Raw genomic sequence first — 20,608 nt, forward strand, 5'->3', positions numbered from 1 at the left:
GGGCGCCAGCTCATCCGTTGCGGCGTGAGCGGCGCGTAGTGCCCCCCAGCCGATGATCCGCAGTTCGCGCCCGGCCGGCGCGACGGCCGGCACTCGGCACTCGGCACGCACGCGTCAGCCGCGTTCCGCCCCACCGCCCAGCGCGTCGAGCCAGCGGCGCCCGTCAGGCCAGTCGCCGAGCCCGCTGTCCGCATTGATATGACCACGCGGGCCGAGATCGTGGAACACACTGCCCCACGCCTGCGCACAACCGCGTGCGAATGAAATCGAGCCGTACGGATCGTCGCTGCTCGCGACCACGCGGGTCGGAAACGGCAGCCGTTCGTGCGGCACCGGCCCGAAGCCGTGCGCGTCGGCCGGAAACACGGCCCCGGCCGGATCGGGCAACGCGACCAGCAGCGCGCCGCGCACCTTCGCCAACGCGGCTGGCCGCGCATAGCGGGTGGCCCACCAAGCCGTGGTCAACGTGCCGAGGCTGTGCGCGGCAATCGTCACCGGGCCGCGCGCGGCGTCGATCGCACGGTCGAGCGCGAGACACCAGCCGTTACGGAATGCGTGGTTCCAGTCGGGCATCGCCACGCGCACGAAGCGCGCGTCGGCCCGCTCCCAGCGGCTTTGCCAATGCAGCGGGCCGGAGTTGGCGTAGCCCGGCAGCACGAACACGAGTGAATCGCTCATGAAGGTTTCGTCGACGAATGAAATCGTTATGTGAAGCCGACGAAGTGTCGCACATCCGGTCCTCCCTGATTGCTGCCTGTCGAATTGCGGAATGGATGCGCGGGAAACCGGTGCGTCGCGTGCCGCGCGCGCCGTCACGAGCGGTCAGCGCTCATGCGCCGGCTTCGCTCAACGCACGCCGGCGCCGACCAGGCCGCCGGCCGCCGCGCCTGCGACCGTGCCGATCGGGCCGCCGGTAATGAGATAACCGAGCGCGCCGCCCGCGGCCGCGCCGATGCCGGCGTTGCGCTGCGTGTGCGTCATCGCGCATGCGCCGAGTTGGGACAGGGCCGCGACGATCACGGCGGTACGAACGAGAAAAGTGGTCTGCTTCATCATGATTGTTGGCTTCCTTTCGCCGGCAAATAATACGAATGGCGGCGTCGAATCGGTAAAGCCATCATAGAAACAGCCGAACACGCGCGGCAAACCGATTTACCTCGTGTTACAGCCGACACACTATCGAGATACTGGGTTGCGCGGCGCGCCCCGGCGCGGGCGCCGCCGCAACCCGCGCGGGACGGACCCCGGTCAGGTAGAATTGCAGGATTAAACCGGCGCGACGCGCCGACACAACCTGACGCCAACCGCATGAGCACCGAACGTAACGACGCCCCCGCGGCTTCCAATTTCATCCGCAACATCATCGACGACGACAACCGCACCGGCAAATGGGGCGGCCGCGTCGAGACGCGCTTCCCGCCCGAGCCGAACGGCTATCTGCACATCGGCCATGCGAAGAGCATCTGCCTGAACTTCAGCGTCGCACGCGACTACGGCGGCGTGTGCCACCTGCGCTTCGACGACACGAACCCGGAAAAGGAAAGCGTCGAATACGTCGACTCGATCGTCGACGCGGTGCGCTGGCTCGGCTTCGACTGGCGCAAGGACGCGGTCGATCATCAGTATTTCGCGAGCGACTACTACGACAAGCTCTACGAATTCGCCGAGCTGCTGATCCAGCGCGGCAAGGCGTACGTCGACAGCCAGAGCGCGGACGAAATGCGCGCGAACCGCGGCTCGCTGACCGAAGGCGGCAAGCCGTCGCCGTATCGCGACCGTTCGCCCGAGGAAAACCTCGACCTGTTCCGCCGGATGAAGGCCGGCGAGTTCAAGGAAGGCGAGCACGTGCTGCGCGCGAAGATCGACATGGCGTCGCCGAACATGAACATGCGCGACCCGGTGATCTACCGGATCCGCTACGCGCACCACTATCGCACCGGCGACGCGTGGTGCGTGTATCCGATGTACGACTACACGCACTGCATCTCGGATGCGCTCGAAGGCATCACGCATTCGCTGTGCACGCTCGAATTCGAGGATCACCGTCCGCTGTACGACTGGGTGCTCAACGAGCTCGCCGAAGCCGGCGTGTTCACGCGGCCGCTGCCGCAACAGATCGAATTCTCGCGCCTGAACCTCACGTACGCGATCACCAGCAAGCGCAAGCTGCTGCAACTGGTGACCGAAGGCCACGTCGAAGGCTGGGACGACCCGCGCATGCCGACCATCGTCGGGATTCGCCGGCGCGGCTTCACGCCGGAGAGCATCCAGCTGTTCTGCGAGCGGATCGGCGTGACGAAGGTCGACTCATGGATCGACATGAGCGTGTTCGAAGGCGCGCTGCGCGACGACCTCGACGACAAGGCGGCGCGTACGGTCGGCGTGCTCGATCCGCTGAAGCTCGTGATCGACAACTATCCGGAAGACCTCGAGGAAGCCTGCACGGCGCCCGTGCATCCGCATCATCCGGAGCGCGGCGTGCGCACGTTCCCGATCTCGCGCGAGCTGTGGATCGAACGCGACGACTTCGCCGAAGCGCCGCCGAAGGGCTATTTCCGGCTGTTCCCGGGCAACAAGGTGCGCCTGCGCTACGGCTACGTGGTCGAATGCACGGGGTTCGACAAGGACGCCGACGGCAACGTGACGGCCGTGCACTGCAACTACTTCCCGGACAGCAAGTCGGGCACCGAAGGCGCGAACAACTACAAGGTCAAGGGCAACATCCACTGGGTCAGCGCCAAGCACGCGCAGCCGGCCGAAGTGCGGATCTACGACCGGTTGTTCAAGGAGCCGCACCCGGACGCAGGCGGCGCGAACTTCCTCGACGCGCTCAACCCGAATTCGAAGAAGGTCACGCAGGCCTACGTCGAACCGGGCGCCGGCGACGTCGCGCCGGAAACGCGCCTGCAGTTCGAGCGCCACGGCTATTTCGTCGCCGATCGCATCGACTCGAAGCCGGGCAAGCCGGTGTTCAACCGCATCGTCGGGCTGCGCGACAGCTGGGGCAAGCCGGCCTGACGGGCCGTTGCGCGCGCGGGCCGGTGGCCTGCGGCGCACATCGCGCGATCGCCGCGACGCATGTCGCACGATCGAAAAAAAACGGCCTTCGGGCCGTTTTTTCATTGCCTGCACACAAGGCCGCGCCGCCGGGGTCACCCGCCCGCGAGCCGGCGCTGCACATCCGCGAGCGGCAACGCCGTGTGAAACAGCCGCGCGAGGCTACGGCTCGCATACGCGTCGATTTCGTCGGGCGCGGTCCACCGGTACGCGTCCATCTCGGGAATCAGCGAGCCGTCGCGACGGCTCGGGAACAGCGACGTGCACGTGCAGCGCGCGGGATCGATCTCGTCGTCCGCGACCTGCACCGCGAACAGATGCAGATCCTTGTCGTGGCGATAGGCGAAGCGGCCGAGATCGACGAGCCGCGCCGCCGCCAGTTCGACGCCGGTTTCCTCGCGCAGCTCACGCAGCGCCGCATCGGCCGGCGTCTCGCCGGGCTCGCCCTGCCCTTTCGGGATGTCCCAGTGCGTGGTGTCCGTCGCATGCGCAAGGAACACGCGGCCCGCCGTATCGAGGATCACGACGCCGCACGACACCGTGCGCGTCGCGCCGCCGCGCGTCATTGCGCGTGCGCTCAGCGCTTCTGCAACTGCCACGCGCCCGCGGCCGTCTTGCAGTAGAACGGCTTGAGCGTCAGCGTCTGGCCCTTCGCGGCAATCTCCGTCACGACCTCGCGGCACGTGCGGCCGTCGCTGTGGCTCGTCGACGGCGTGAGCTTCGCCACGATCTGCGTGCCGCTGCTGCTGCTCCGCCACGTCGACGTCTGGCCGTCCTTGCTGGTGTCGCGCGCGTGCGCGACGGCGTCGGCCAGCGACTCCTGGTCGGCGTTGCTGAAATAGGTCAGCGGCGTGTCGTTCAGAAAGCCCAGGTTGCTTTGCGCATGGGCGGGCAGCAGCGCGGCTGCGCACGCGACGCCGGCCAGCACGCGCGTGACGACGGAAAGGGATGCACGCATCGACATGTGTTGTTCTCCTTGGATGTTCGATCGAACGGCGCGGCGCGCGGCCGGTGCGCCGGTGGCTGGCCAGCCGGCAAACCGGCGGCCGCCGAACCGGCACGCGCCACTCGCCACGCCTGTCAGCGAGCGAGCATAGCATGCGTGCCGCGTGCGCTGCGCTCAGCGCGCCGCGTGATCGGCCGCAGGTTGATATCCGTCGGTCAGCGTGTTCAGGAACGCGATCACATCCTTGATCTCGGCGGCGTTCAGCGCGGGCGCGTCGCCGCGCTTGCGGTCGAACGGCGGCTCGCGGTTGATGTTCGGCCAGTAGCGTTTCGGCAGGTCGTCGTAGATCTGCACCTTGCCGTGCACGACCGGATAGAACTTCTCCGGATGGATGTCGCGCTCCGCGTAGAAGCGCAGCACGTCGTCGAGCGAGTGGTACACGCCGTTGTGGAAGAAGGTCTTGCGCAACGCCACGTTGCGCAGCGACGGCGTGCGGAACAGCCCGCAGAATTCGTCGCGGCCCTTCAGGTCGGTGCGCTGTGGCCCGCACGCGCCGAGATCGTGGAAGCGCGCGTCGCGATTGACGGCCAGCGCGCGGTTGCGCGGCACCGCGATCGCGATCAGCCCGAAATCGCTGAATTGCGGCGGCCCGCCTTCGAGCGTGCGCTGGCTCACGTGACAGCTCGCGCAGTTGCCCTTGCGCTCGTCGTTGAACAGCTGCAAGCCGTGCAGTTCGGCCGGCGTGAGCTTCGCATGGCCGGCCAGATACGCGTCGTACTTGCTCGTGTACGGATCGAACAGCGCCGGCTGCTGCTGGAACGCGTCGAGCGCGCGCAGCACCGCGGCGAAGGTCGCCTGATCGTCGGCGAGCACCGGGTCGCCGAACGCGCGGCGGAACGCGTCCGCATACGGCGCCGCGCGCACGGCCTGCGCGACGCGCTTGGGCGAGCTGCTCATCTCGAACGGCGACGTGAGCGGGATGCGCGCCTGCGCATCGCGCGTATCGACGCGGCCGTCCCACGTCAGGCCGCCCGTCGGCCCCGCGTCGATGCTCTCGTCGCCTTCGTCCGGCGAATCGTGGAAGTGCTCGCTGAACGGCGGGATCCCGCGCAGGTACTTCAGCGACGGCGCCGCGCGAAAACCGGTGCGATGCATGTCGTCGCCGCCGAGCTGCACCGACAGCGCGTTCGGCGGCCCGAACGCATGGTCGGGGCTGTGGCACGACGCGCACGCGAGCTTGCCCGAGCCCGACAGCGACGGATCGAAGAACAGCTGCTTGCCGAGCGCCGTCATCTGCTTCACGCCCTCGAACACCTGCGCGCGGCTCTGCGGCTGATTGGGCGGCGCGACCGCCGGTGCGAGCGTCGGCGCGGCCGGCGCGGCCTGGGCGGCGGAAATGACCGCTGTGGCCGCGGCAGTCGCGGCGGGCCGCGCGTCGCACCCGGCCAGGGCGGCGAGCGCGCCGGCCGCGAGCAGCGCCGCCATGGCCGGCAGCAACGATCGCGCTGACGCGCGGGAGTTCGGAAGGCTGTGCATCGTCGTTCTTCTTGTAGCGGTGGTCGATCGGCCGGAGCTTATGTCAGTTGCATGACGGTCGCATGACGGTAAGCCGACAGCGAATTGAAAGCAGCCCTACACCAGCCTGTCAAATGGGTTCCAGATAATGCGCGCAGCCGGTCGATGCCACGCCGCGTCCGCGCCGGCCGAACACCACCCGGTTCCCACACGTGACAAACGACGAGAGAGAAAAACGCATGAAGAAGCACGCCTGGATTCGCTGTACGCCGATCGCGCTCGCGGCCGCGCTGAGCCTGACCGCCTGCGGCGGCGACGATGTCACGCAACAGGGTCTGTCGGCCGTCAAGAACGTCGTCGTGATCTACGCGGAAAACCGCAGCTTCGACAACCTGTACGGCAACTTCCCGGGCGCGAACGGCCTGCAGAACGCGACGGCCGCGAACTCGGTGCAGAAGGACCGCGACGGCTCGACGCTCGCGACGCTGCCGAAGGTCTGGGGCGGCCTGACCGCGACCGGCATCACGCCGGCGGTCACCGAGGCGATGACGGCGAACCTGCCGAACGCGCCGTTCGCGATCGACGATCCGAAGGGCTTCAACCAGCCGATGAGCATCGCGACGCGCGACATCGTGCACCGCTTCTATCAGGACCAGATGCAGATCGACGGCGGCAAGAACGACATGTACGCCGCCTGGACCGATGCGGGCGGCCTGACGATGGGCCACTACACGCCCGATCCGTCGAAGCTGCCGCTGTGGAAGCTCGCGCAGCAGTACGTGCTGGCCGACAACTTCTTCATGGGCGCGTTCGGCGGTTCGTTCCTGAACCACCAGTACCTGGTCTGCGCGTGCGCACCGTACTACCCGAACGCCGACAAGAGCGTCGCGGCCGGCAAGATCGCGGTGCTCAACGCCGACGGCAAGTCGCTGCAGGTCGCGTCGAACTCGCCGGCCTCCGCGCTGAGCGGCCCGCCGAAGTTCGTCAACGACGGCGCGCTCACGCCCGACTTCTACGGCGTGAACACGATGCAGCCGGCCTACCAGCCGAGCGGCAACAAGGCTGCCACAGGCGGCGATCCGCTGCTCGCCGACCCGGCGAACCCGTCGACGATGCCGCCGCAGACGGCCACCAACATCGGCGACCTGATGACCGGCGCGGGCGTGTCGTGGGCATGGTATTCGGGCGCGTGGGGCCAGGCGCTGCAGGCGAGCCAGAACGGCACGTCGAACGTGATCTACGGCGCCGATCTGTCGACGCCGAACTTCCAGCCGCACCATCAGCCGTTCAACTACTACGCGAACCAGGCGCCGGGCACCGCGAACCGTGCGCAGCACCTGCTCGACGGCGGCGCGAACGGCGCGGACTTCATCAAGGCGATCGACGCGGGCACGCTGCCGCAGGTGACGTTCTACAAGCCGCAAGGCAACCTGAACGAGCACCCGGGCTACACGGACGTCACGTCCGGCGACCAGCACATCGCCGACGTGATCGCGCACCTGCAGGCCAGCCCGCAGTGGAAGAACATGGTCGTGATCGTCACCTACGACGAGAACGGCGGCTTCTGGGATCACGCCGCACCGCCGAGCGGCGACCGCTGGGGCCCGGGCACGCGCATTCCGGCGCTGATCGTGTCGCCGTTCGCGAAGAAGGGCTTCGTCGACCATACGCAGTACGACACCGGCTCGATCCTGCGCTTCATCACGCGCCGCTTCTCGCTGCCGCGCCTCGCGGGCCTGCAACAGCGCGACGACGCGCTGAAGGCGAACGGCGCACAGCCGATGGGCGACCTGACGAACGCGCTCGCGCTGTCGCCGAACCTGTAACACGCAGCATCGTCACGACCGGACCGGCCACCACGCCGGCCGGTCGAACCAAGGGCAGCCCGTCGCGGCTGCCCTTTTTTCATCTGCCGCGCCGTGGCGCGTGCGTCACCCGTCTTGCTTCGACTCGGCGCCGACGTGATGCACATCGTGCCTGCGGCCTGCTCGATCGCGTCGCCGCCTCGGCGTTGCGCGGGCTTGAGCATGCCAGTCAGGGGCGCCGACGGTCGTGCAGTCAGCACGCGGTTGCACATGGATTTTGTGCCCACGATCGGCCCATCCCCACCGTACCGACAGCGCAACGTTCGCCCACTGACGGACCAAGCCGCCGATCGTCGCGCGCTACCGCAACGAAACGCGAGCGCGACCAGCCGCGCTGGCAAACCGCCAATCACGAAGCGCGCACGCGCGGCCCCGTCACGCACGCTCCTGCGGCGCCGCGCCGAGCGCGAGCACCGCGAGCGCGGCGGCCGGCGCGAGCAGCGCGAGAAAACCGACGTAGCGGAACCCGAGCGCGCCGCACGCCGCGCCGAATGCGAACGCGACGATCGCCGGCAGCATCTTGCCGAAGCGCGCGCGTGCGGTCGCACGCGCGGCGTCGGCCGTGCCGCGCGAGCACAGCTCGACGGCGTCGAGGATCGCCTGCGTGACGTTGCCGGTCATCACCGTATTCGGCACGCCGGCGGCGCGCGGGATCACCCGCGCATGCGCGTTCTGCACGCCCATCGCGAACGTGCCGACGATGCCCGCGACGAGCGCCGGCAGCGCGTCGGGCTGCGTGACGGGCGTCGCCCACCAGCCGGCCGCGCAGAAGCCGAGCAGCAGCACGGCCTGCACCGTATGCAGCACGCGCGCGCCCTGCCACGCGGGCCGCGCGGACATCGAGCGCGCGATCAGGCTCGCCGCGATCACGCCGCACACGAACGCCGGAAACACGCTGAGCTTGAGCACGACGCCCTGGCCGAAGCCCGCGATGCCCGCACCGATCAGCACGAAGTTGCCGGTCACGTGCGCGGTGAACAGCCCGAACAGCGCGACGAAGCTCAGCGTGTCGACAAAGCCGGCCACCGCGGCCAGGATCGTGTCCTCGTGCTTCATCGCGTCGCGCTCGCGTGGATTTCGGCGATGTAGCCGCCCGGGAACTGCACGAGCGCCGCGTCGCGGCCGTCCGATGCGAACGGCGGCACGAGCACGGTCACGCCGGCGGCTTGCGCCTTCTGCAGCGTCGCGGCGAGATCGGCGACGGCGTAGCCGGTCGTCTCGCGGCCGAACGGATAGGGCAACTGCCCGTCGGTGACGAGCACGGTCATCTTGCCGAAACCCGATTCGATGCGGATGCGCCGATACGTGTCGTTCGGCCGGCCGATTTCGATGCCGGGCGCGTTGGCATCGTCGGACACCACCTTGCCTTTCGAGAACTTCACGAAGTCGTGCACGAACTTGCGCATGCTTTGCGGCGACACGTACACGCGATTCTCCGGCACGCTCTGCAGCGCGTCGTAGTGCGGCGCCTGGTTGTGCCAGTACAGCTGCATGTTCACGCCGCCGGGCCACGAGACGAGCGCATCGCGGCCGATCGGATCGGCGAACGTGTCGACGATCACGTCCGCGCCGTGCTCGCGCGCAACCTTCACCGCCGCGTCCATGTCGGTCACCAGATAGCCGGTGCGCTCGGCGCCGAACGGCCAGGGCACCGGCGTCTTGAAGCCGAACACCGAAAGCGTGCCGACCGGCGTGAACACGAGCTGCGACATCGTCCGGCTCGGCGTCGGCGTGACCTGGAACACGCCCTGCTTCGACTTGCTGCCGCCGAACGTCGCGACGAAGCTGTCGGTGAAGCGCGCGAAGTCCTCGGGCGCGACGTACACGTGCGTGGTGTCGTACTGCGCACCGACGGCGAGCGTCGGCGTGACGGCCGGCGGCACCGGCGGTTTCGCGAACGCGGCCGGCGCGAGCGCGAGGCCGCCCGCGATCAGCGCGGCGACCAGCATGGAGCGAATGGATTGCATCACGAAGTTTCCTGTTGTTGCATCGTCATCGAAGCGGGCCGTCGCCGGGCGGTGGGCGTGCGGCGTCGGGCGTCGGGGCGGCTGCAGGCACGCGTGCCGCGGTCGGACCGAGAGGCACGAAAAAATTGTCGAGTGAACCGAAGCGAGCGGCGCCCGCGGTTGCGGACCTCGTTCGTCGCGAAGCTCGCCGTCGCGCTCGACGACGTGCTCGCGCCGGTACGCGATCCGGTGCCGCGCAGCCGCGCCGCGGCATCATGCTGCGCTGCGGTTCGTCGTCCGCCCGGAAAGCGTTTCCGCATGATCGGGGAACCGGTTGAGCCAGTCGAGCGGATTTTGACGATTCACTTTTTCGAATTCGCCCGGCAAACGGCCGGTCGTCTCGTGATATCCGGCATAGCCGTGCGCGGTGCGGCCGGCTCGTGCATCGGGGCGACATCGAACAGCACGTCGGCGTTGTCTGCACGAAGTTGCGGACGTCTGAACGACGGCGCTTCCATCACACAGCGTCGGGCGAGAACGTCGGCGTGACCGTGCGTGACCTCATCCGCACCCACACGCGAACGTGATCCTTGCCGCGCTCGCCATCGGTCACGGCCTCGCCGGACGCGCCGTCCGTCTCGGCAGTCCGCCCTTTTTTTCTTCCCGCAAACCCGATACGCTTTCAAAACTTTGACGAAGCCCTCGCGCCGCCGCCCGGCGATCACGACACCCGCCTCCATGAAACCGTCTGTCTTCTCGCTGCTCGCCGGCATGCTCTACGGCGCGCTCGAACTGAACTCGCCCGCCCCGCCGCGGTTCGCGCTCACCGGCCTGCTCGGCCTGCTGGCCGGCGAACGGCTCCCGTCCGTCGCGCGGCGCATGCCCGCAGGTTGTCGGCCGAGCGCCGCATGGCGCGACGCAACCTGCAGCCAGCGCACCTTGCCGCACCACGAACGCGCGCAAGTCATCGTGATCCACACCGCACCCCGATACCACGCATGAGCAACGTCGAACTGTTTCATTACCTGCTGCTGTTGATCTGCGGCGCGGGCGCGCTCACGTGGCTCGCCGAGCGCGTGTCGATTCCGCCGGCCGTCGTGCTGCTCGTCGGCGGCTGCGTGGTGGCCGTCGCCGGCAAGCGGGTGCCCGACATGGACCCCGCGCTGCTGCTCGCGGCCGTGCTGCCGCCGCTGCTGATGTCGAGCGGCTTCTATACCGCGTGGAAGGAATTCCGGCACGAGCTCGCGTCGATCGCGTCGCTGGCGCTCGGCGCGGTGGCGTTCACGACCGTGGCCGTCGCGCTCGCCGTGCATGCGGCGAACCCGGCGCTGCCGTGGGCCGCATGCTTCACGCTCGGCGCGATCGTGTCGCCGCCCGACGCGGTCGCCGCGAAGGCGATCCTGCAGCGCCATCCGCTGCCCGCGCGGCTCGTCGCGGTGCTCGAAGGCGAGAGCCTCGTCAACGATGCGTCGGGCCTGCTGCTGTACCAGATGGCCGTCTCCGCCGCGCTGGCGGTGACGATCACGACCGCGGGCGCCACCGCGCTGTTCTTCTCGCTCACGCTGATCGGCATCGTGACCGGCCTCGTATGCGGCCACACGATGTGCTGGGTGCTGCAGCGCGTGCGCGAGCCGATGCTCGGCATCGTCGTCACGTTCGCGATGGCGTGGGGCAGCTACGGAGTCGCGGAGGCCGTGCACGGCTCGGGCGTGCTGTCGGTCGTGACCTGCGGCCTCGTGCTCGGCGTGCGCCAGCACCGCGTGTTCGGCGCCGATCTGCGGATCAAGGCGAAGGCCACCTGGGAAGCCGTCGTGTTCGTGCTCGACGCGCTCGTGTTCATCCTGATCGGCCTCGCGCTGCATGCGATTCTCGCGCGCGTGAACCAGGAAGGCGCGGTGCTGATGGCCGGCCTGCGCGTCGCGCTGCCGGCGACGGCCGCCGCGATCGCCGCACGCGTCGTCTGGGTGTTCGTCGCGATGTGGCTGCCCGCGCGGCTGCGCGCGCCGCGCGCCGGCCATCCGCCGTGGTCGTGGCACGAGGCCGTCGTGCTCGGCTGGTCGGGCATGCGCGGCGTCGTGAGCCTCGCCGCCGCGATCGCGCTGCCGGCCGATTTTCCCGCGCGCGACCTGATCCTGTTCAGCACGTTCCTGCTGATCATCGCGACGCTGGTGGTCCAGGGCGGCACGCTCGCGCCGCTGATCCGCGTGCTGAAGCTGCGCCCCGCCGTGCGCCACACGATGTCCGAGCACGCGGTGCGCGCGCACACGTTCGGCGCGGCGCTCGCGGCGCTCGATGCGCGCGGGCCGGACGGCGACGGCCTCGAGCGCGCGTCGCGCGAGCGGCTGCTCACCGAATACCGCAACCGCGTCGCGTTCAACGAGCGCGCCCACCGCGACGGCGCGCAGCCGGCGCAGGTGCGTGCGCGGATGCTGGGCGTCGAGCTCGAGATGGTCGGCGTGTCGCGCGATGCGCTGCTCGCGCTGCATCGCGACGGCCGCGTCGACGACGCCGCGCTGCACCGCATAGAATCCGAGCTGGATTTCGAGGAGCTGCGGCTGCAGCGCCTGCTCGAGCCGTGACGCCCGGCACGCGATCGCCGGCCGCCCCCTACCCCAACCTGGAATTGCAATGAGCGAACTGTCCGTCGAAGCGAGCATCGGCTCGGTCGATTATCTGGTCCATTTCACCGACGGCGTGCATCAATGGCGCGCCGACGAACCGGTGGCGCTCGGCGGCGGCGACACCGCGCCGACGCCGGTCGCGCTGCTGCTGTCGAGCCTCGGCGCATGCACCGCGATCACGCTGAAGATGTACGCGCAACGCAAGGGCTGGCCGCTCGCGGAGGTCCACGTGAAGCTCGCGCACGAGGCCGGCAGCGCCGGCAGCACGATCGCGCGTCGCATCACGCTCGACGGCGACCTGTCGGACGAACAGCGCGCGCGCCTGCTGCAGATCGCGAACGCGTGCCCGGTCCACAAGATCCTGTCGCATCCGATCACGATCGACACGGCCATCGCCTGAGTTCACCCGCGCACGAGATCCCCACCATGTCCGCATCGATCAAGACCCTGCTCACGCCGCGCGAAAGCGACATCGGCAACCTCGTCGTGCGTCGCGTGCTGCCCGCGCGCGCGGCCCGGCTCGTCGGCCCGTTCATCTTCTTCGACGAAATGGGGCCGGCCGTGCTGCCGCCCGGTCGCGGCATCGACGTGCTGCCGCATCCGCACATCGGCCTCGCCACCGTCACGTACCTGTTCGAAGGCTCGCTGATGCATCACGACAGCCTCGGCTTCCGGCAAAAGATCGTGCCCGGCGACGTGAACTGGATGACGGCCGGGCGCGGCATCGTCCACTCGGAGCGCTCGCCCGACGAGGACCGGCCGCACGAACAGCCGGTGCACGGCATCCAGACCTGGGTCGCGCTGCCGATCGAGCACGAGGACGTCGAGCCCGCGTTCGTGCATCACGCGGCCGACACGCTGCCGTCGTTCACGCGCGACGGCGCGAGCGTGCGCGTGATCGCCGGCACCGCGTTCGGGCTCGTGTCGCCGGTCGCCGTGTTCTCGCCGACGCTTTACGCCTATGCGGAATTCGCGGCCGGCGGGACGCTCGCGCTCGACGCCGAGCATGAGGAACGCGGCGTGTATCTGGTCGACGGCGAGCTGACGATCGACGGCACGCCGCTCGCCGCGGCGACGATGGCCGTGCTCGAACCCGGCGCGACGGTCGCGCTCGCGAGCGCGTCGGGCGCGCGCGTGATGCTGCTCGGCGGCGCGCATCTGCCCGGCGAGCGATTCATCGAATGGAACTTCGTGTCGAGCGCGCGCGCGAAGATCGACGCCGCACGCGCCGCGTGGGCCGCGCAGACGTTCGGCAAGGTGCCGGGCGAGGAACACGAATGGACGCGCCAGCCCGAGCGCAACGCACACTGAGCGGCGGCATGCGGCAAGGCCGGCATGCACGCCGGCCTCGGTGCACTCATCGCACTCAGCGCGTCAATCCCATCAGCTTCGCGAGCGTCGGCCAGCGTTCGAGCGACTCGATGAACGCGCGTCGCGCCTGCTCGTCCACGTAGCGCGCGGGGTCGAGCGCGGGCAGATGCCGCGCGAGCCCCAGCACGTCGTTCGGTTGCGACAGGCGGTCGTCGTCGCCTTCGCCGATGTTGATCACTGTTCGTCGATCCATACGCCATCCGGAGTCTTGACCGCGTAGCCGCCGGCAGTCTGCAGCGTCACCGTCCCTTCGTTCTCGCCCACCATCCGCGTGCGCGGCAGGTCGGCCGCATATTGCGCGAGCGTCACGCCCGGCTTGAACGGGCTGTTCGACACGAGGTTCGACAGCAGCTGCGCGAGCGCGAGGAAGCTGGTGGGCTGATCGATCACGGTCGTGGTGCCGTGATTGCCCGCGAAGCCGACGAGCCGCACGCCGACCGGCCCGTGAATGATGCGCGGCGTCGGAATCTCGCGCAGGCCGGCGACCTGGTTGTGGTCGCCGCGCAGCGCGGCGCCATGCTCGGGCACGAACACGATCACCGCGCGCCGCCCGGACTGCGCGATCAGGTCGGCCAAGTGGTCGAAGTCGTTCATCAGCTTGGTCGCGCGCTGCGGGTACGAATCGATGCTGGTCAGCGCGCTGCCGACCACGCGGTTGCCGTCGTGCAGGCTGATCGTGTTGTAGTACAGCGCGACCGGCCCCGGCACCGACGCGCGCTGCGCGTACCAGTTCGCGAGCGTGCTGTAGTCGTCCTTGATCGCCGAGCCGTCGAACGCGTGCATCGCGACCGGCGCGGCCGCGTTCGACACCATCGGCGCATCGGGCACGCCGATGTTGTCGTGGACGATCTGCAGGAAGTTGTCGAAATGGCCGTCGTGGTTGAGCAGCGTCTGCACCGTGTAGCCGGCCGACGCGAGCTGCGAGAACAGATGGCACTGCTGCGGCGCGCTCTTGTACAGGTCCGCATGCGCTTCCTGGCCGCAGCTCGCGCGCAGCACGCGGATCGCCGCCGGCCCGCTGTAGCTCGCCGCCGTGCTGAAGTTCGAGAACAGGTAGTCGAAGTGGCTCAGCATCGGATGATTGCGCACCTTCGCGGCGTCGAGATCGTCCCACGACAGCGAGCACACGTGCAGCACGATCACGTCGAACTGCGTGGCCGGATCGTTGGCGGGATGGCCGAACGCGACCTGGCGCTGCGACTCCTGCGCGCGGAACGCCGCGAGCGCCGCGTTGTAATCCTCCGGCTGGTCGGCGCGCGCGACGGCCGCATTCGCCTGCTGCGGCAGCGGCGCGATGCCGCGCGCGACGAGCCCGCTGCCGGCCTCCCACAGCGGCAGCACGATCAGCGCCGCGAGCACGAAGGTGGCGACGCGCACCCAGCGGTTCACGATGAAATAGACGATCAGCACGCCGGCCACGGTCAACGCCAGCAACGGCGGCAGCAGGCGCGGCAGCAGCTCCATCCAGTAATCGGCTCGGAACGTGCTCATTTCGCGCGCGGCTTCGGCGAGCCGCGCGAGCGGCGGCGCATGCATCTCGTGCGCGAGCAGCGGCACCGCGATCGCGATCGCGACGAGTTGCCGGACGATGCGCGACACGCGCCGCCGGACCCGCGCGCTCGCGGCGAGCGCCAGCGCGAACGCGAGGTTGGCCAGCCACAGCGGCTGCAGATGGCCGGTCGCGAACAGCACGAACTTCAGGATGAAATACAGATTCCAGAACGTCATCTAAACCACTCCGTGTGAGCGCCGCGTCAGTCGCGCGCCCGGTCGAGTTTCGGCGCGAGCAGCGCCTGCAAGCTGCGCACCGCACCCTTGTACATCCGCACATAGCCGTCGAGGCCGATGCGCAGCACGGCTTTCAGGCCGCGCAGCGGCGTGTCGGCCTGCGTCGACGTATGCCAGTCAAGCCACGCGTCGGCGCGGCCGAACGTGCACTGCACGAGCTGACGCTCCTGCTCGAGCGTCAGCGCGTCGAAGCTCACGCCGACGTGCGTCGGCGTCACGCGGCTCACGCGCACCGGGAACGGGAACGGGCGATCGCCGCGCGTCACGCAGACGGTCAGCATGTCGCCCACCGCGAGCGACAGCCCGGGCACCGCCTCGAGGCCGAGACCGCCGGTCGAGTAGTCGCTCGTGAAGCAGGCGGCGGTCGTGCCGTCGGCGAGCAGCAGCGTGGCCGGCACGCGCATCGCGATGCGGTGCGTGACGCGCACCTGCTTCGTCTCGCGCGCGACGGCCAGCGCGGCGCCGAGCATCGCGAGGTTGTATACGGTCCAGCCGAGGGTGATGAGGATCGTCGTGGCCTCGTCGCCCTGGTCGGCCACGAGCCGCCACAGCCCGGCCGCGATCGCCAGCACGTTGAGCGCGAACAGCACGAGATACGGCTTCGAGGTCGACCAGTCGACGTAGCCTTCGTCGATCTTGCCGCCCTTGTCGGTCACGTTGAACTTGCCGTGCTTCGGGCTGAAGAACGCGACGGTGGTCGGCAGCGCGATGTACCACGCGAGCACCGACTCGTAGACTTCGGCCCAGAACGAATGGCGGAAGCGCCCCTGCATCCGCGAGTTCGCGACGTTCGCGAGCACGAGGTACGGGACCACGTAGCTCGCCAGCGCGACCGACGACGCGTTGATGAAGTACAGATGGAAGAACAGGTACGCGAGCGGGATCGTCAGGAACACCAGCCGCGGAATCCCGTAGAAGAAGTGCAGCATCGCGTTGCCGTAGCAGATGCGCTGGATCAGGCCGAGCCCGCGCCCGACGAACGGGTTGTCGATGCGGAAGATCTGCGCCATCCCGCGCGCCCAGCGCGTGCGCTGCTTCACGTGGCCCGCCAGGCTCTCGGTCGCGAGGCCCGCGGCCTGCACGGTCGGCAGGTACGCGGACGTGTAGCCGCGCCGATGCAGCTTGAGCGCGGTGTGCGCGTCCTCGGTGACGGTCTCGACCGCGACGCCGCCGACCTCCTCCAGCGCGCTGCGCTTGAGCACCGCGCACGAGCCGCAGAAGAACGTCGCGTTCCACAGGTCGTTGCCCGACTGCACGAGCCCGTAGAACAGATTGCCTTCGTTCGGCACCTCGCGGAACGTGCCGAGGTTGCGCTCGAACGGATCGGGCGAGAAGAAGTGATGCGGCGTCTGCACCAGCGCGCATTTCGGGTCGCGCAGGAACACGCCCATCGTGGTCTGCAGGAACGAGCGCGTCGGTACGTGATCGCAATCGAAGATCGCGATGTATTCGCCGTGCGTTCTCGGCAGCGCGCGGTTGATGTTGCCCGCCTTTGCATGCAGGTTGTCGTCGCGCGTGAGGTAGCCGATGCCGGCCTCGCGCGCGAACGCCGCGAACTCCGGGCGCCGGCCGTCGTCGAGCAGGTACACGCGCAACTTCGCCGTCGGCCAGTCGATGCTCTGCGCCGCGAACACGGTCGGCTTCACGACCGACAGCGGCTCGTTGTAGGTCGGGATGTAGATGTCGACGCTCGGCCAGGTGTCGGGATCGGCCGGCAGCGGCACGATCGGCCGGTCGAGCGGCCACGCGGTCTGGATGAAGCCGAGCAGCAGGATCATCCACGTATAGGCTTCGGCGCCGTACAGCAGGTAGCCGGCGACGGCCTCGACGGGGCTGCGGAAATCGAGTGTCTGCGTCGTGCGCCACCACACGTAGCGCAGCGTGGCGAGCAGCGCGAGCGACGCCAGCGCGAGCGTCGGCAGGTGTCCCGGCAGACGGCGCAGCGCGAGCGCGAGCACCGCGACGATCGCGAAGAAGGCGAACTGCGCGCCGGGCATCAGCGGCGACATCCCGGCGGCCGCCCACATCAGCGCCCCGGCGATCAGCAGCAGCGGTGCCATCCAGCGATGCCGGCCGACGCCGTTGGCGCGCGCGTCGAGCCAGCCGCCCCAGCGCGTCCACGGCAGCCGTTCGAACAACGCGTCGATGCGCGCGGCGACCGCACGCAGCGCGACGTAGACCGGCACGACGATCGCATCGAACCATGCGAGCGGATCGCGCGCGGGCCCCTCGTCGGCTGCGCGCGGCGCGCGCACGACGGCGCGCCACAGCCATTCGCGCAGGCTCAGCGGCTGCAGCACGCCCCAGTCGCGCGCGAGCCGCAGGAACGCGGCGCGCGCCCAGCGGCGCACCGGGTCGGGCCGGCCGGGCGGCGGCGCATGGAAGAACAGCCGCACGAGCCAGTCGAGCAGCGTGCGCTGGGCCGGCAGGCCGAGGCCATGCGCGCACCAGTCGGCCGCGCGCCGCGTCGCGGCGCGCCAGCGCGAGGCGAGCGCGGCCTTCATCGCGACGCTCCGGCGCGGCCGGCCGCCGAGGTCGTGGCAGGCGTGGCGGGCGCGGCGGGCGCGGCGGTCGCGGCGGTCGCGAGCCACGCGTCGACCCAGTTCGCGACGCCGTTCAGGTCGTGCGACGCCTGCGAATGCGGCGCGTCGTCGAAGATCCAGCTGCCGCGCGCGAACGCTTCGGGCACGGCCGCATCGATGTGGATGCGTTGTTCGAGCACCGCTGACTGCCCGACCACGGCGCGCAGCATCGCGATCGCATCGCGCTGCATGTCGCGCGCCGGGTTCAGCCGGTTCACGACGATGTGCAGCTCGCCGCCGCCCGCGCGCAACGCGTCGATGCGTGCGGCGACGCTCGCGCATGCGGCCGGTTCGGGCGGCACGACGACGAGCGTGAGATCGGCGCGGCGGATCGCCTGCTCGGCCTGCGGCGACGGATAGCGCGCGGTGTCGACCAGCACGACGCCATGCGCGGGCAGCGCGATCTCGTCGAGCGCGCGCGACAGCCACGCGGGATCGGCGGCGAGCCGCGCATCGCACGCGGCCGCGTCGGCGGCGTCGATCTGCCCGTACGGCACGAACAGCACGCCGTCGGCATTGCGGTAGGTCTGCGCGTGCCACGGCGCGGCAGCGTCGGCGCGCGCCAGCAGCCCGTGCGCAAGGCCGCGCGCGGCGGGCGTGTCGAGCCCGAGCGTCGCGCCCATCAGGTTCTGCACGTCGAACTCGACCGCGACGACCGGCCGGCCGCGCCGCGCGAGCAGCACGGCCAGCGCGCCGGTGAGCGTCGTGCGGCCCGCGCCGCCGGTGGTCGAGGTAATGGCGATCGTCTTCATTGCTCTGCCCCGGCCGCGCGCTCGAATTCGGGCAGCAGGCGCCCGCGCAACGCGACCGGCACGAGTTCGCATGCAACCGCGTCGCGTCGAGCGAGCCCGCCCGGCGCCTGGAAGCGGCGACCGACGCCCAGGTGCTGCGCGACGATCCACACCGGTATCGCGATCGCGATGCCGACGACGAATCCGATGACGAGTTCGGCGATCATGCGCCCTCCTGCTGGCGCAGCGGCATCGCGCTGCGGATGGCGCCGCGCCGGGGCGCGGCGGAAATGACGGGGGGCCGCGCCGCTGCATCGTCGGGCGCGGGCGTGGCGGCCAGCGCTTCGAGCGCGACGATCGTATCGATCGCGTCGATCGCGCCGCTGATTTCACCGGCTTCGGCGGCATCGATGGACCCGGCGGCTGCGGCGGCCTCGGCGGTGCGCTCGACCTTCGGCGGCGCGGCGCCGGCCGGCTGCTCGGCGGCGAACAGGTCGCTGTAGTCGGCGATCGGCGCGCGACGGTTCTCGGCCTTCAGCGCATCGAGCTCGGCATCGATGCTGCCCTGCCCGAGACACACGACGCGGTCGGACACCGTATCGAGCGGCACGTCGACGATGCGTGCGAGCGCATCCTCCGCATCGGCCGGCTCGCAGGCGAACAGGAACACGTACAGGTGCGCGGCATCGGCGGTCACGACGTCGCCCGCGCGGCGCGGCCGGCAATGCCGCAGCGCATCGACATGCGACACGCCGGGCAGCAGCGCGAGCTTCGCGAGCGTATGCGGCAGCGCCAGCACGGCGCCGCGCTCGAGCACCGCGCGGATGCGCTCGCAGAACGCGCCGACCGGCAGGTAGCCGAGCACCGAATCGCCGAGCGCGGCGGCGAGCGCCGCCCGATAGTCGGACGCGACCGGGCGCGCGTAGAGCTGGCCGCGCAGCGCGTGCACGGCGGCCTGCATCCGCGACACCGGCAAATCGCGCGCGACGACACAGTTCGCGCCGACGCTCAGCACCAGCATCTCGAACTGCTGGCGCAGCACCACGTCGCGCTCGACGACGGCGATCTTCAGCGCGCCGCCGCACTGCCGCCGCAACGCATGCACCGCTGCGCACACGCCTTCGAGCTGCGCGTGTGCGCGGAACGCCAGTACCGCGGTGGCGGCCTGCGCGTGCGCACAGGCGGCGACCACCGCCGCGTTGTCGTCGACGACTTCCCAGCCCGCGGGCACGCGCCCGCCTGCATCGAGCACCGCGCGGCTGACGACGACGCGATCCTCGTCGCTCGCGAGCTTCATCGCGCGCGCGGTTTCGGTCGGCACGCCATCGGCGATGGCCGCGAGACGGCCGTCGGGCGCGAAGCGCAACGGCCGCACCTCACCGGCCGCGAGCGTGTCGCCCGCGCGCCAGAAGTCGACCACCCACAGCAGCTCGCCGTGGGTGCGCTGCAACTGCGCGACGCCCGAGCAGATGCCGTGGAAGCCGCTGCGCGTCGCGCGATTCGCGTCGCGCACGAGCGGCGGATCGTCGGTGCGCGGCGCGCTGCCCGCGCGCGCCAGCTCGGGATCGAGCAGCAGCACCAGCGCGATGCGGTGGATGCGGCACCAGTCGGCGAGCGCGTAGGCCTCCTCGGCGAGCGCGTCCGGCGCGTCCCAGCTGAGCCAGCGCTGCGCGCCTTCGATGAAGTACACCGAACGCGCACGAAAGCCGTAGCGCTTCAACGCATCGAGGCCGCCGGTGAGGCGCGCGAACGGGCCGGGCGCCGCACTGGCCGCGGGTTCGCCGTCGGTGGCCGCCTGCGTTTCGGGCGGCATCGCGAGCACGTTCAGATTGCGCGGCCAGCCGGCCGGCAAGGCGCCGCCCGCGAAGCCGCGCGCCTGCATCTGCGCGGCGACGCGCGCCGCGTCGCGCGACAGCACGACGGTCACGTCGCGCGTGCGCGACTGCCGCGCGCTTTCCCATACGAGCGCGTCGCACGCCGGCGTGTCGGCGGCCGCGTACACGGCGTACAGGCCGCCCGCTTCGAGTTGCGTCCAGGTGTCGGGCAGCCCGTCGATCGCGAGCCCGCCCAACGGGCCGGCGCGACCGCCGGCCGGCCCCGTGCGCAACAGCGCGCGCAGCGGGCCGAGCAGACCGGCCGCGCCGCGCGCGGGACGAGTGGCTTCGGTTTCGGTATTCAACGCGCTT

20 protein-coding genes are annotated in these 20,608 nt (G+C 70.1%); 7 read left to right on the forward strand and 13 right to left on the reverse strand.

Features of this window, described 5'->3' with window-relative positions; translation table 11 throughout:
- Positions 1–114: 114 nt before the first annotated feature.
- Positions 115–678 (reverse strand): RBBP9/YdeN family alpha/beta hydrolase, encoded by a 564-nt coding sequence (locus AK36_RS22590; protein ID WP_011884419.1) that lies wholly within the window; start codon positions 676–678, stop codon positions 115–117.
- Between the two features lie 168 nt (positions 679–846).
- Entirely contained in the window at positions 847–1,056 is a 210-nt protein-coding gene (locus AK36_RS22595; RefSeq protein ID WP_011884418.1) for an ornithine acetyltransferase, read from the reverse strand.
- 252 nt (positions 1,057–1,308) lie between these two features.
- On the opposite strand from AK36_RS22595, the gene AK36_RS22600 reads away from it, so the two are divergent.
- Positions 1,309–3,018 (forward strand): glutamine--tRNA ligase/YqeY domain fusion protein, encoded by a 1,710-nt coding sequence (locus AK36_RS22600; protein ID WP_045579234.1) that lies wholly within the window; start codon positions 1,309–1,311, stop codon positions 3,016–3,018.
- 134 nt (positions 3,019–3,152) lie between these two features.
- Here AK36_RS22600 and AK36_RS22605 read toward each other — a convergent pair whose 3' ends face one another.
- From AK36_RS22605 to AK36_RS22615, 3 genes are all read right to left on the reverse strand, one after another.
- Complete coding sequence (locus tag AK36_RS22605; RefSeq protein ID WP_011884413.1) at positions 3,153–3,623, reverse strand: NUDIX hydrolase; 471 nt, start codon at positions 3,621–3,623, stop codon at positions 3,153–3,155.
- Between the two features lie 11 nt (positions 3,624–3,634).
- Positions 3,635–4,021 (reverse strand): RT0821/Lpp0805 family surface protein, encoded by a 387-nt coding sequence (locus tag AK36_RS22610; RefSeq protein ID WP_011884411.1) that lies wholly within the window; start codon positions 4,019–4,021, stop codon positions 3,635–3,637.
- A 156-nt stretch (positions 4,022–4,177) separates the two neighbouring features.
- Positions 4,178–5,539, reverse strand: a complete 1,362-nt coding sequence (locus tag AK36_RS22615; protein WP_045579235.1) for a cytochrome-c peroxidase — start codon at positions 5,537–5,539, stop codon at positions 4,178–4,180.
- Positions 5,540–5,757: 218 nt separating this feature from the next.
- On the opposite strand from AK36_RS22615, the gene AK36_RS22620 reads away from it, so the two are divergent.
- Positions 5,758–7,344, forward strand: a complete 1,587-nt coding sequence (locus tag AK36_RS22620) for an acid phosphatase (RefSeq protein WP_011884408.1) — start codon at positions 5,758–5,760, stop codon at positions 7,342–7,344.
- A 414-nt stretch (positions 7,345–7,758) separates the two neighbouring features.
- On the opposite strand, the gene AK36_RS22625 is transcribed toward AK36_RS22620, so the two are convergent.
- Both AK36_RS22625 and AK36_RS22630 read right to left on the reverse strand, forming a co-directional pair.
- Positions 7,759–8,439 carry a YoaK family protein gene (locus AK36_RS22625; protein ID WP_045579236.1) on the reverse strand — a complete coding sequence of 227 codons (681 nt, stop codon included), beginning with the start codon at positions 8,437–8,439 and terminating at the stop codon, positions 7,759–7,761.
- Positions 8,436–9,350, reverse strand: a complete 915-nt coding sequence (locus tag AK36_RS22630) for a VOC family protein (RefSeq protein WP_011884404.1) — start codon at positions 9,348–9,350, stop codon at positions 8,436–8,438. The genes AK36_RS22625 and AK36_RS22630 overlap by 4 nt, the downstream gene beginning before the upstream one ends.
- A 132-nt stretch (positions 9,351–9,482) precedes the next feature.
- Between AK36_RS22630 and AK36_RS33290 the strand changes: the two genes are divergently transcribed.
- The 5 genes from AK36_RS33290 to AK36_RS22650 all read left to right on the forward strand — a co-directional run bounded on the left by AK36_RS33290 (position 9,483) and on the right by AK36_RS22650 (position 13,261).
- On the forward strand, positions 9,483–9,878 hold the full coding sequence (locus AK36_RS33290) for a hypothetical protein (RefSeq protein WP_146158914.1): 396 nt from the start codon (positions 9,483–9,485) through the stop codon (positions 9,876–9,878).
- Positions 9,879–10,067: 189 nt separating this feature from the next.
- Positions 10,068–10,331, forward strand: a complete 264-nt coding sequence (locus tag AK36_RS22635; protein ID WP_045579237.1) for a DUF1427 family protein — start codon at positions 10,068–10,070, stop codon at positions 10,329–10,331.
- Positions 10,328–11,908 (forward strand): cation:proton antiporter, encoded by a 1,581-nt coding sequence (locus tag AK36_RS22640; RefSeq protein WP_045579238.1) that lies wholly within the window; start codon positions 10,328–10,330, stop codon positions 11,906–11,908. The genes AK36_RS22635 and AK36_RS22640 overlap by 4 nt, the downstream gene beginning before the upstream one ends.
- Before the next feature lie 49 nt (positions 11,909–11,957).
- Positions 11,958–12,350 carry an OsmC family protein gene (locus tag AK36_RS22645; RefSeq protein ID WP_045579239.1) on the forward strand — a complete coding sequence of 131 codons (393 nt, stop codon included), beginning with the start codon at positions 11,958–11,960 and terminating at the stop codon, positions 12,348–12,350.
- Between the two features lie 26 nt (positions 12,351–12,376).
- A complete protein-coding gene (locus AK36_RS22650; RefSeq protein WP_045579240.1) occupies positions 12,377–13,261 on the forward strand; it encodes a pirin family protein in 885 nt (294 codons plus the stop codon).
- A gap of 55 nt (positions 13,262–13,316) precedes the next feature.
- On the opposite strand, the gene AK36_RS22655 is transcribed toward AK36_RS22650, so the two are convergent.
- The 6 genes from AK36_RS22655 to bcsE are packed head-to-tail and all read right to left on the reverse strand — an operon-like array spanning position 13,317 to position 20,601.
- On the reverse strand, positions 13,317–13,514 hold the full coding sequence (locus AK36_RS22655; RefSeq protein WP_011884396.1) for a hypothetical protein: 198 nt from the start codon (positions 13,512–13,514) through the stop codon (positions 13,317–13,319).
- Complete coding sequence (gene bcsG / locus AK36_RS22660; RefSeq protein WP_014722846.1) at positions 13,496–15,049, reverse strand: cellulose biosynthesis protein BcsG; 1,554 nt, start codon at positions 15,047–15,049, stop codon at positions 13,496–13,498. The genes AK36_RS22655 and bcsG overlap by 19 nt, the downstream gene beginning before the upstream one ends.
- Before the next feature lie 26 nt (positions 15,050–15,075).
- On the reverse strand, positions 15,076–17,613 hold the full coding sequence (gene bcsA / locus AK36_RS22665) for a UDP-forming cellulose synthase catalytic subunit (protein ID WP_045579491.1): 2,538 nt from the start codon (positions 17,611–17,613) through the stop codon (positions 15,076–15,078).
- Positions 17,610–18,443: a cellulose biosynthesis protein BcsQ gene (gene bcsQ, locus AK36_RS22670; RefSeq protein WP_045579241.1), complete on the reverse strand. Its 834-nt coding sequence runs from the start codon at positions 18,441–18,443 to the stop codon at positions 17,610–17,612. The genes bcsA and bcsQ overlap by 4 nt, the downstream gene beginning before the upstream one ends.
- Positions 18,440–18,649: a hypothetical protein gene (locus AK36_RS22675; RefSeq protein ID WP_011884388.1), complete on the reverse strand. Its 210-nt coding sequence runs from the start codon at positions 18,647–18,649 to the stop codon at positions 18,440–18,442. Before AK36_RS22675 ends, bcsQ begins: the two co-directional genes overlap by 4 nt.
- On the reverse strand, positions 18,646–20,601 hold the full coding sequence (bcsE, locus tag AK36_RS22680; protein WP_045579242.1) for a cellulose biosynthesis protein BcsE: 1,956 nt from the start codon (positions 20,599–20,601) through the stop codon (positions 18,646–18,648). Before bcsE ends, AK36_RS22675 begins: the two co-directional genes overlap by 4 nt.
- Positions 20,602–20,608: the final 7 nt, after the last annotated feature.

This window comes from Burkholderia vietnamiensis LMG 10929 (genome assembly GCF_000959445.1).
GTDB classification, from domain to species: domain Bacteria; phylum Pseudomonadota; class Gammaproteobacteria; order Burkholderiales; family Burkholderiaceae; genus Burkholderia; species Burkholderia vietnamiensis.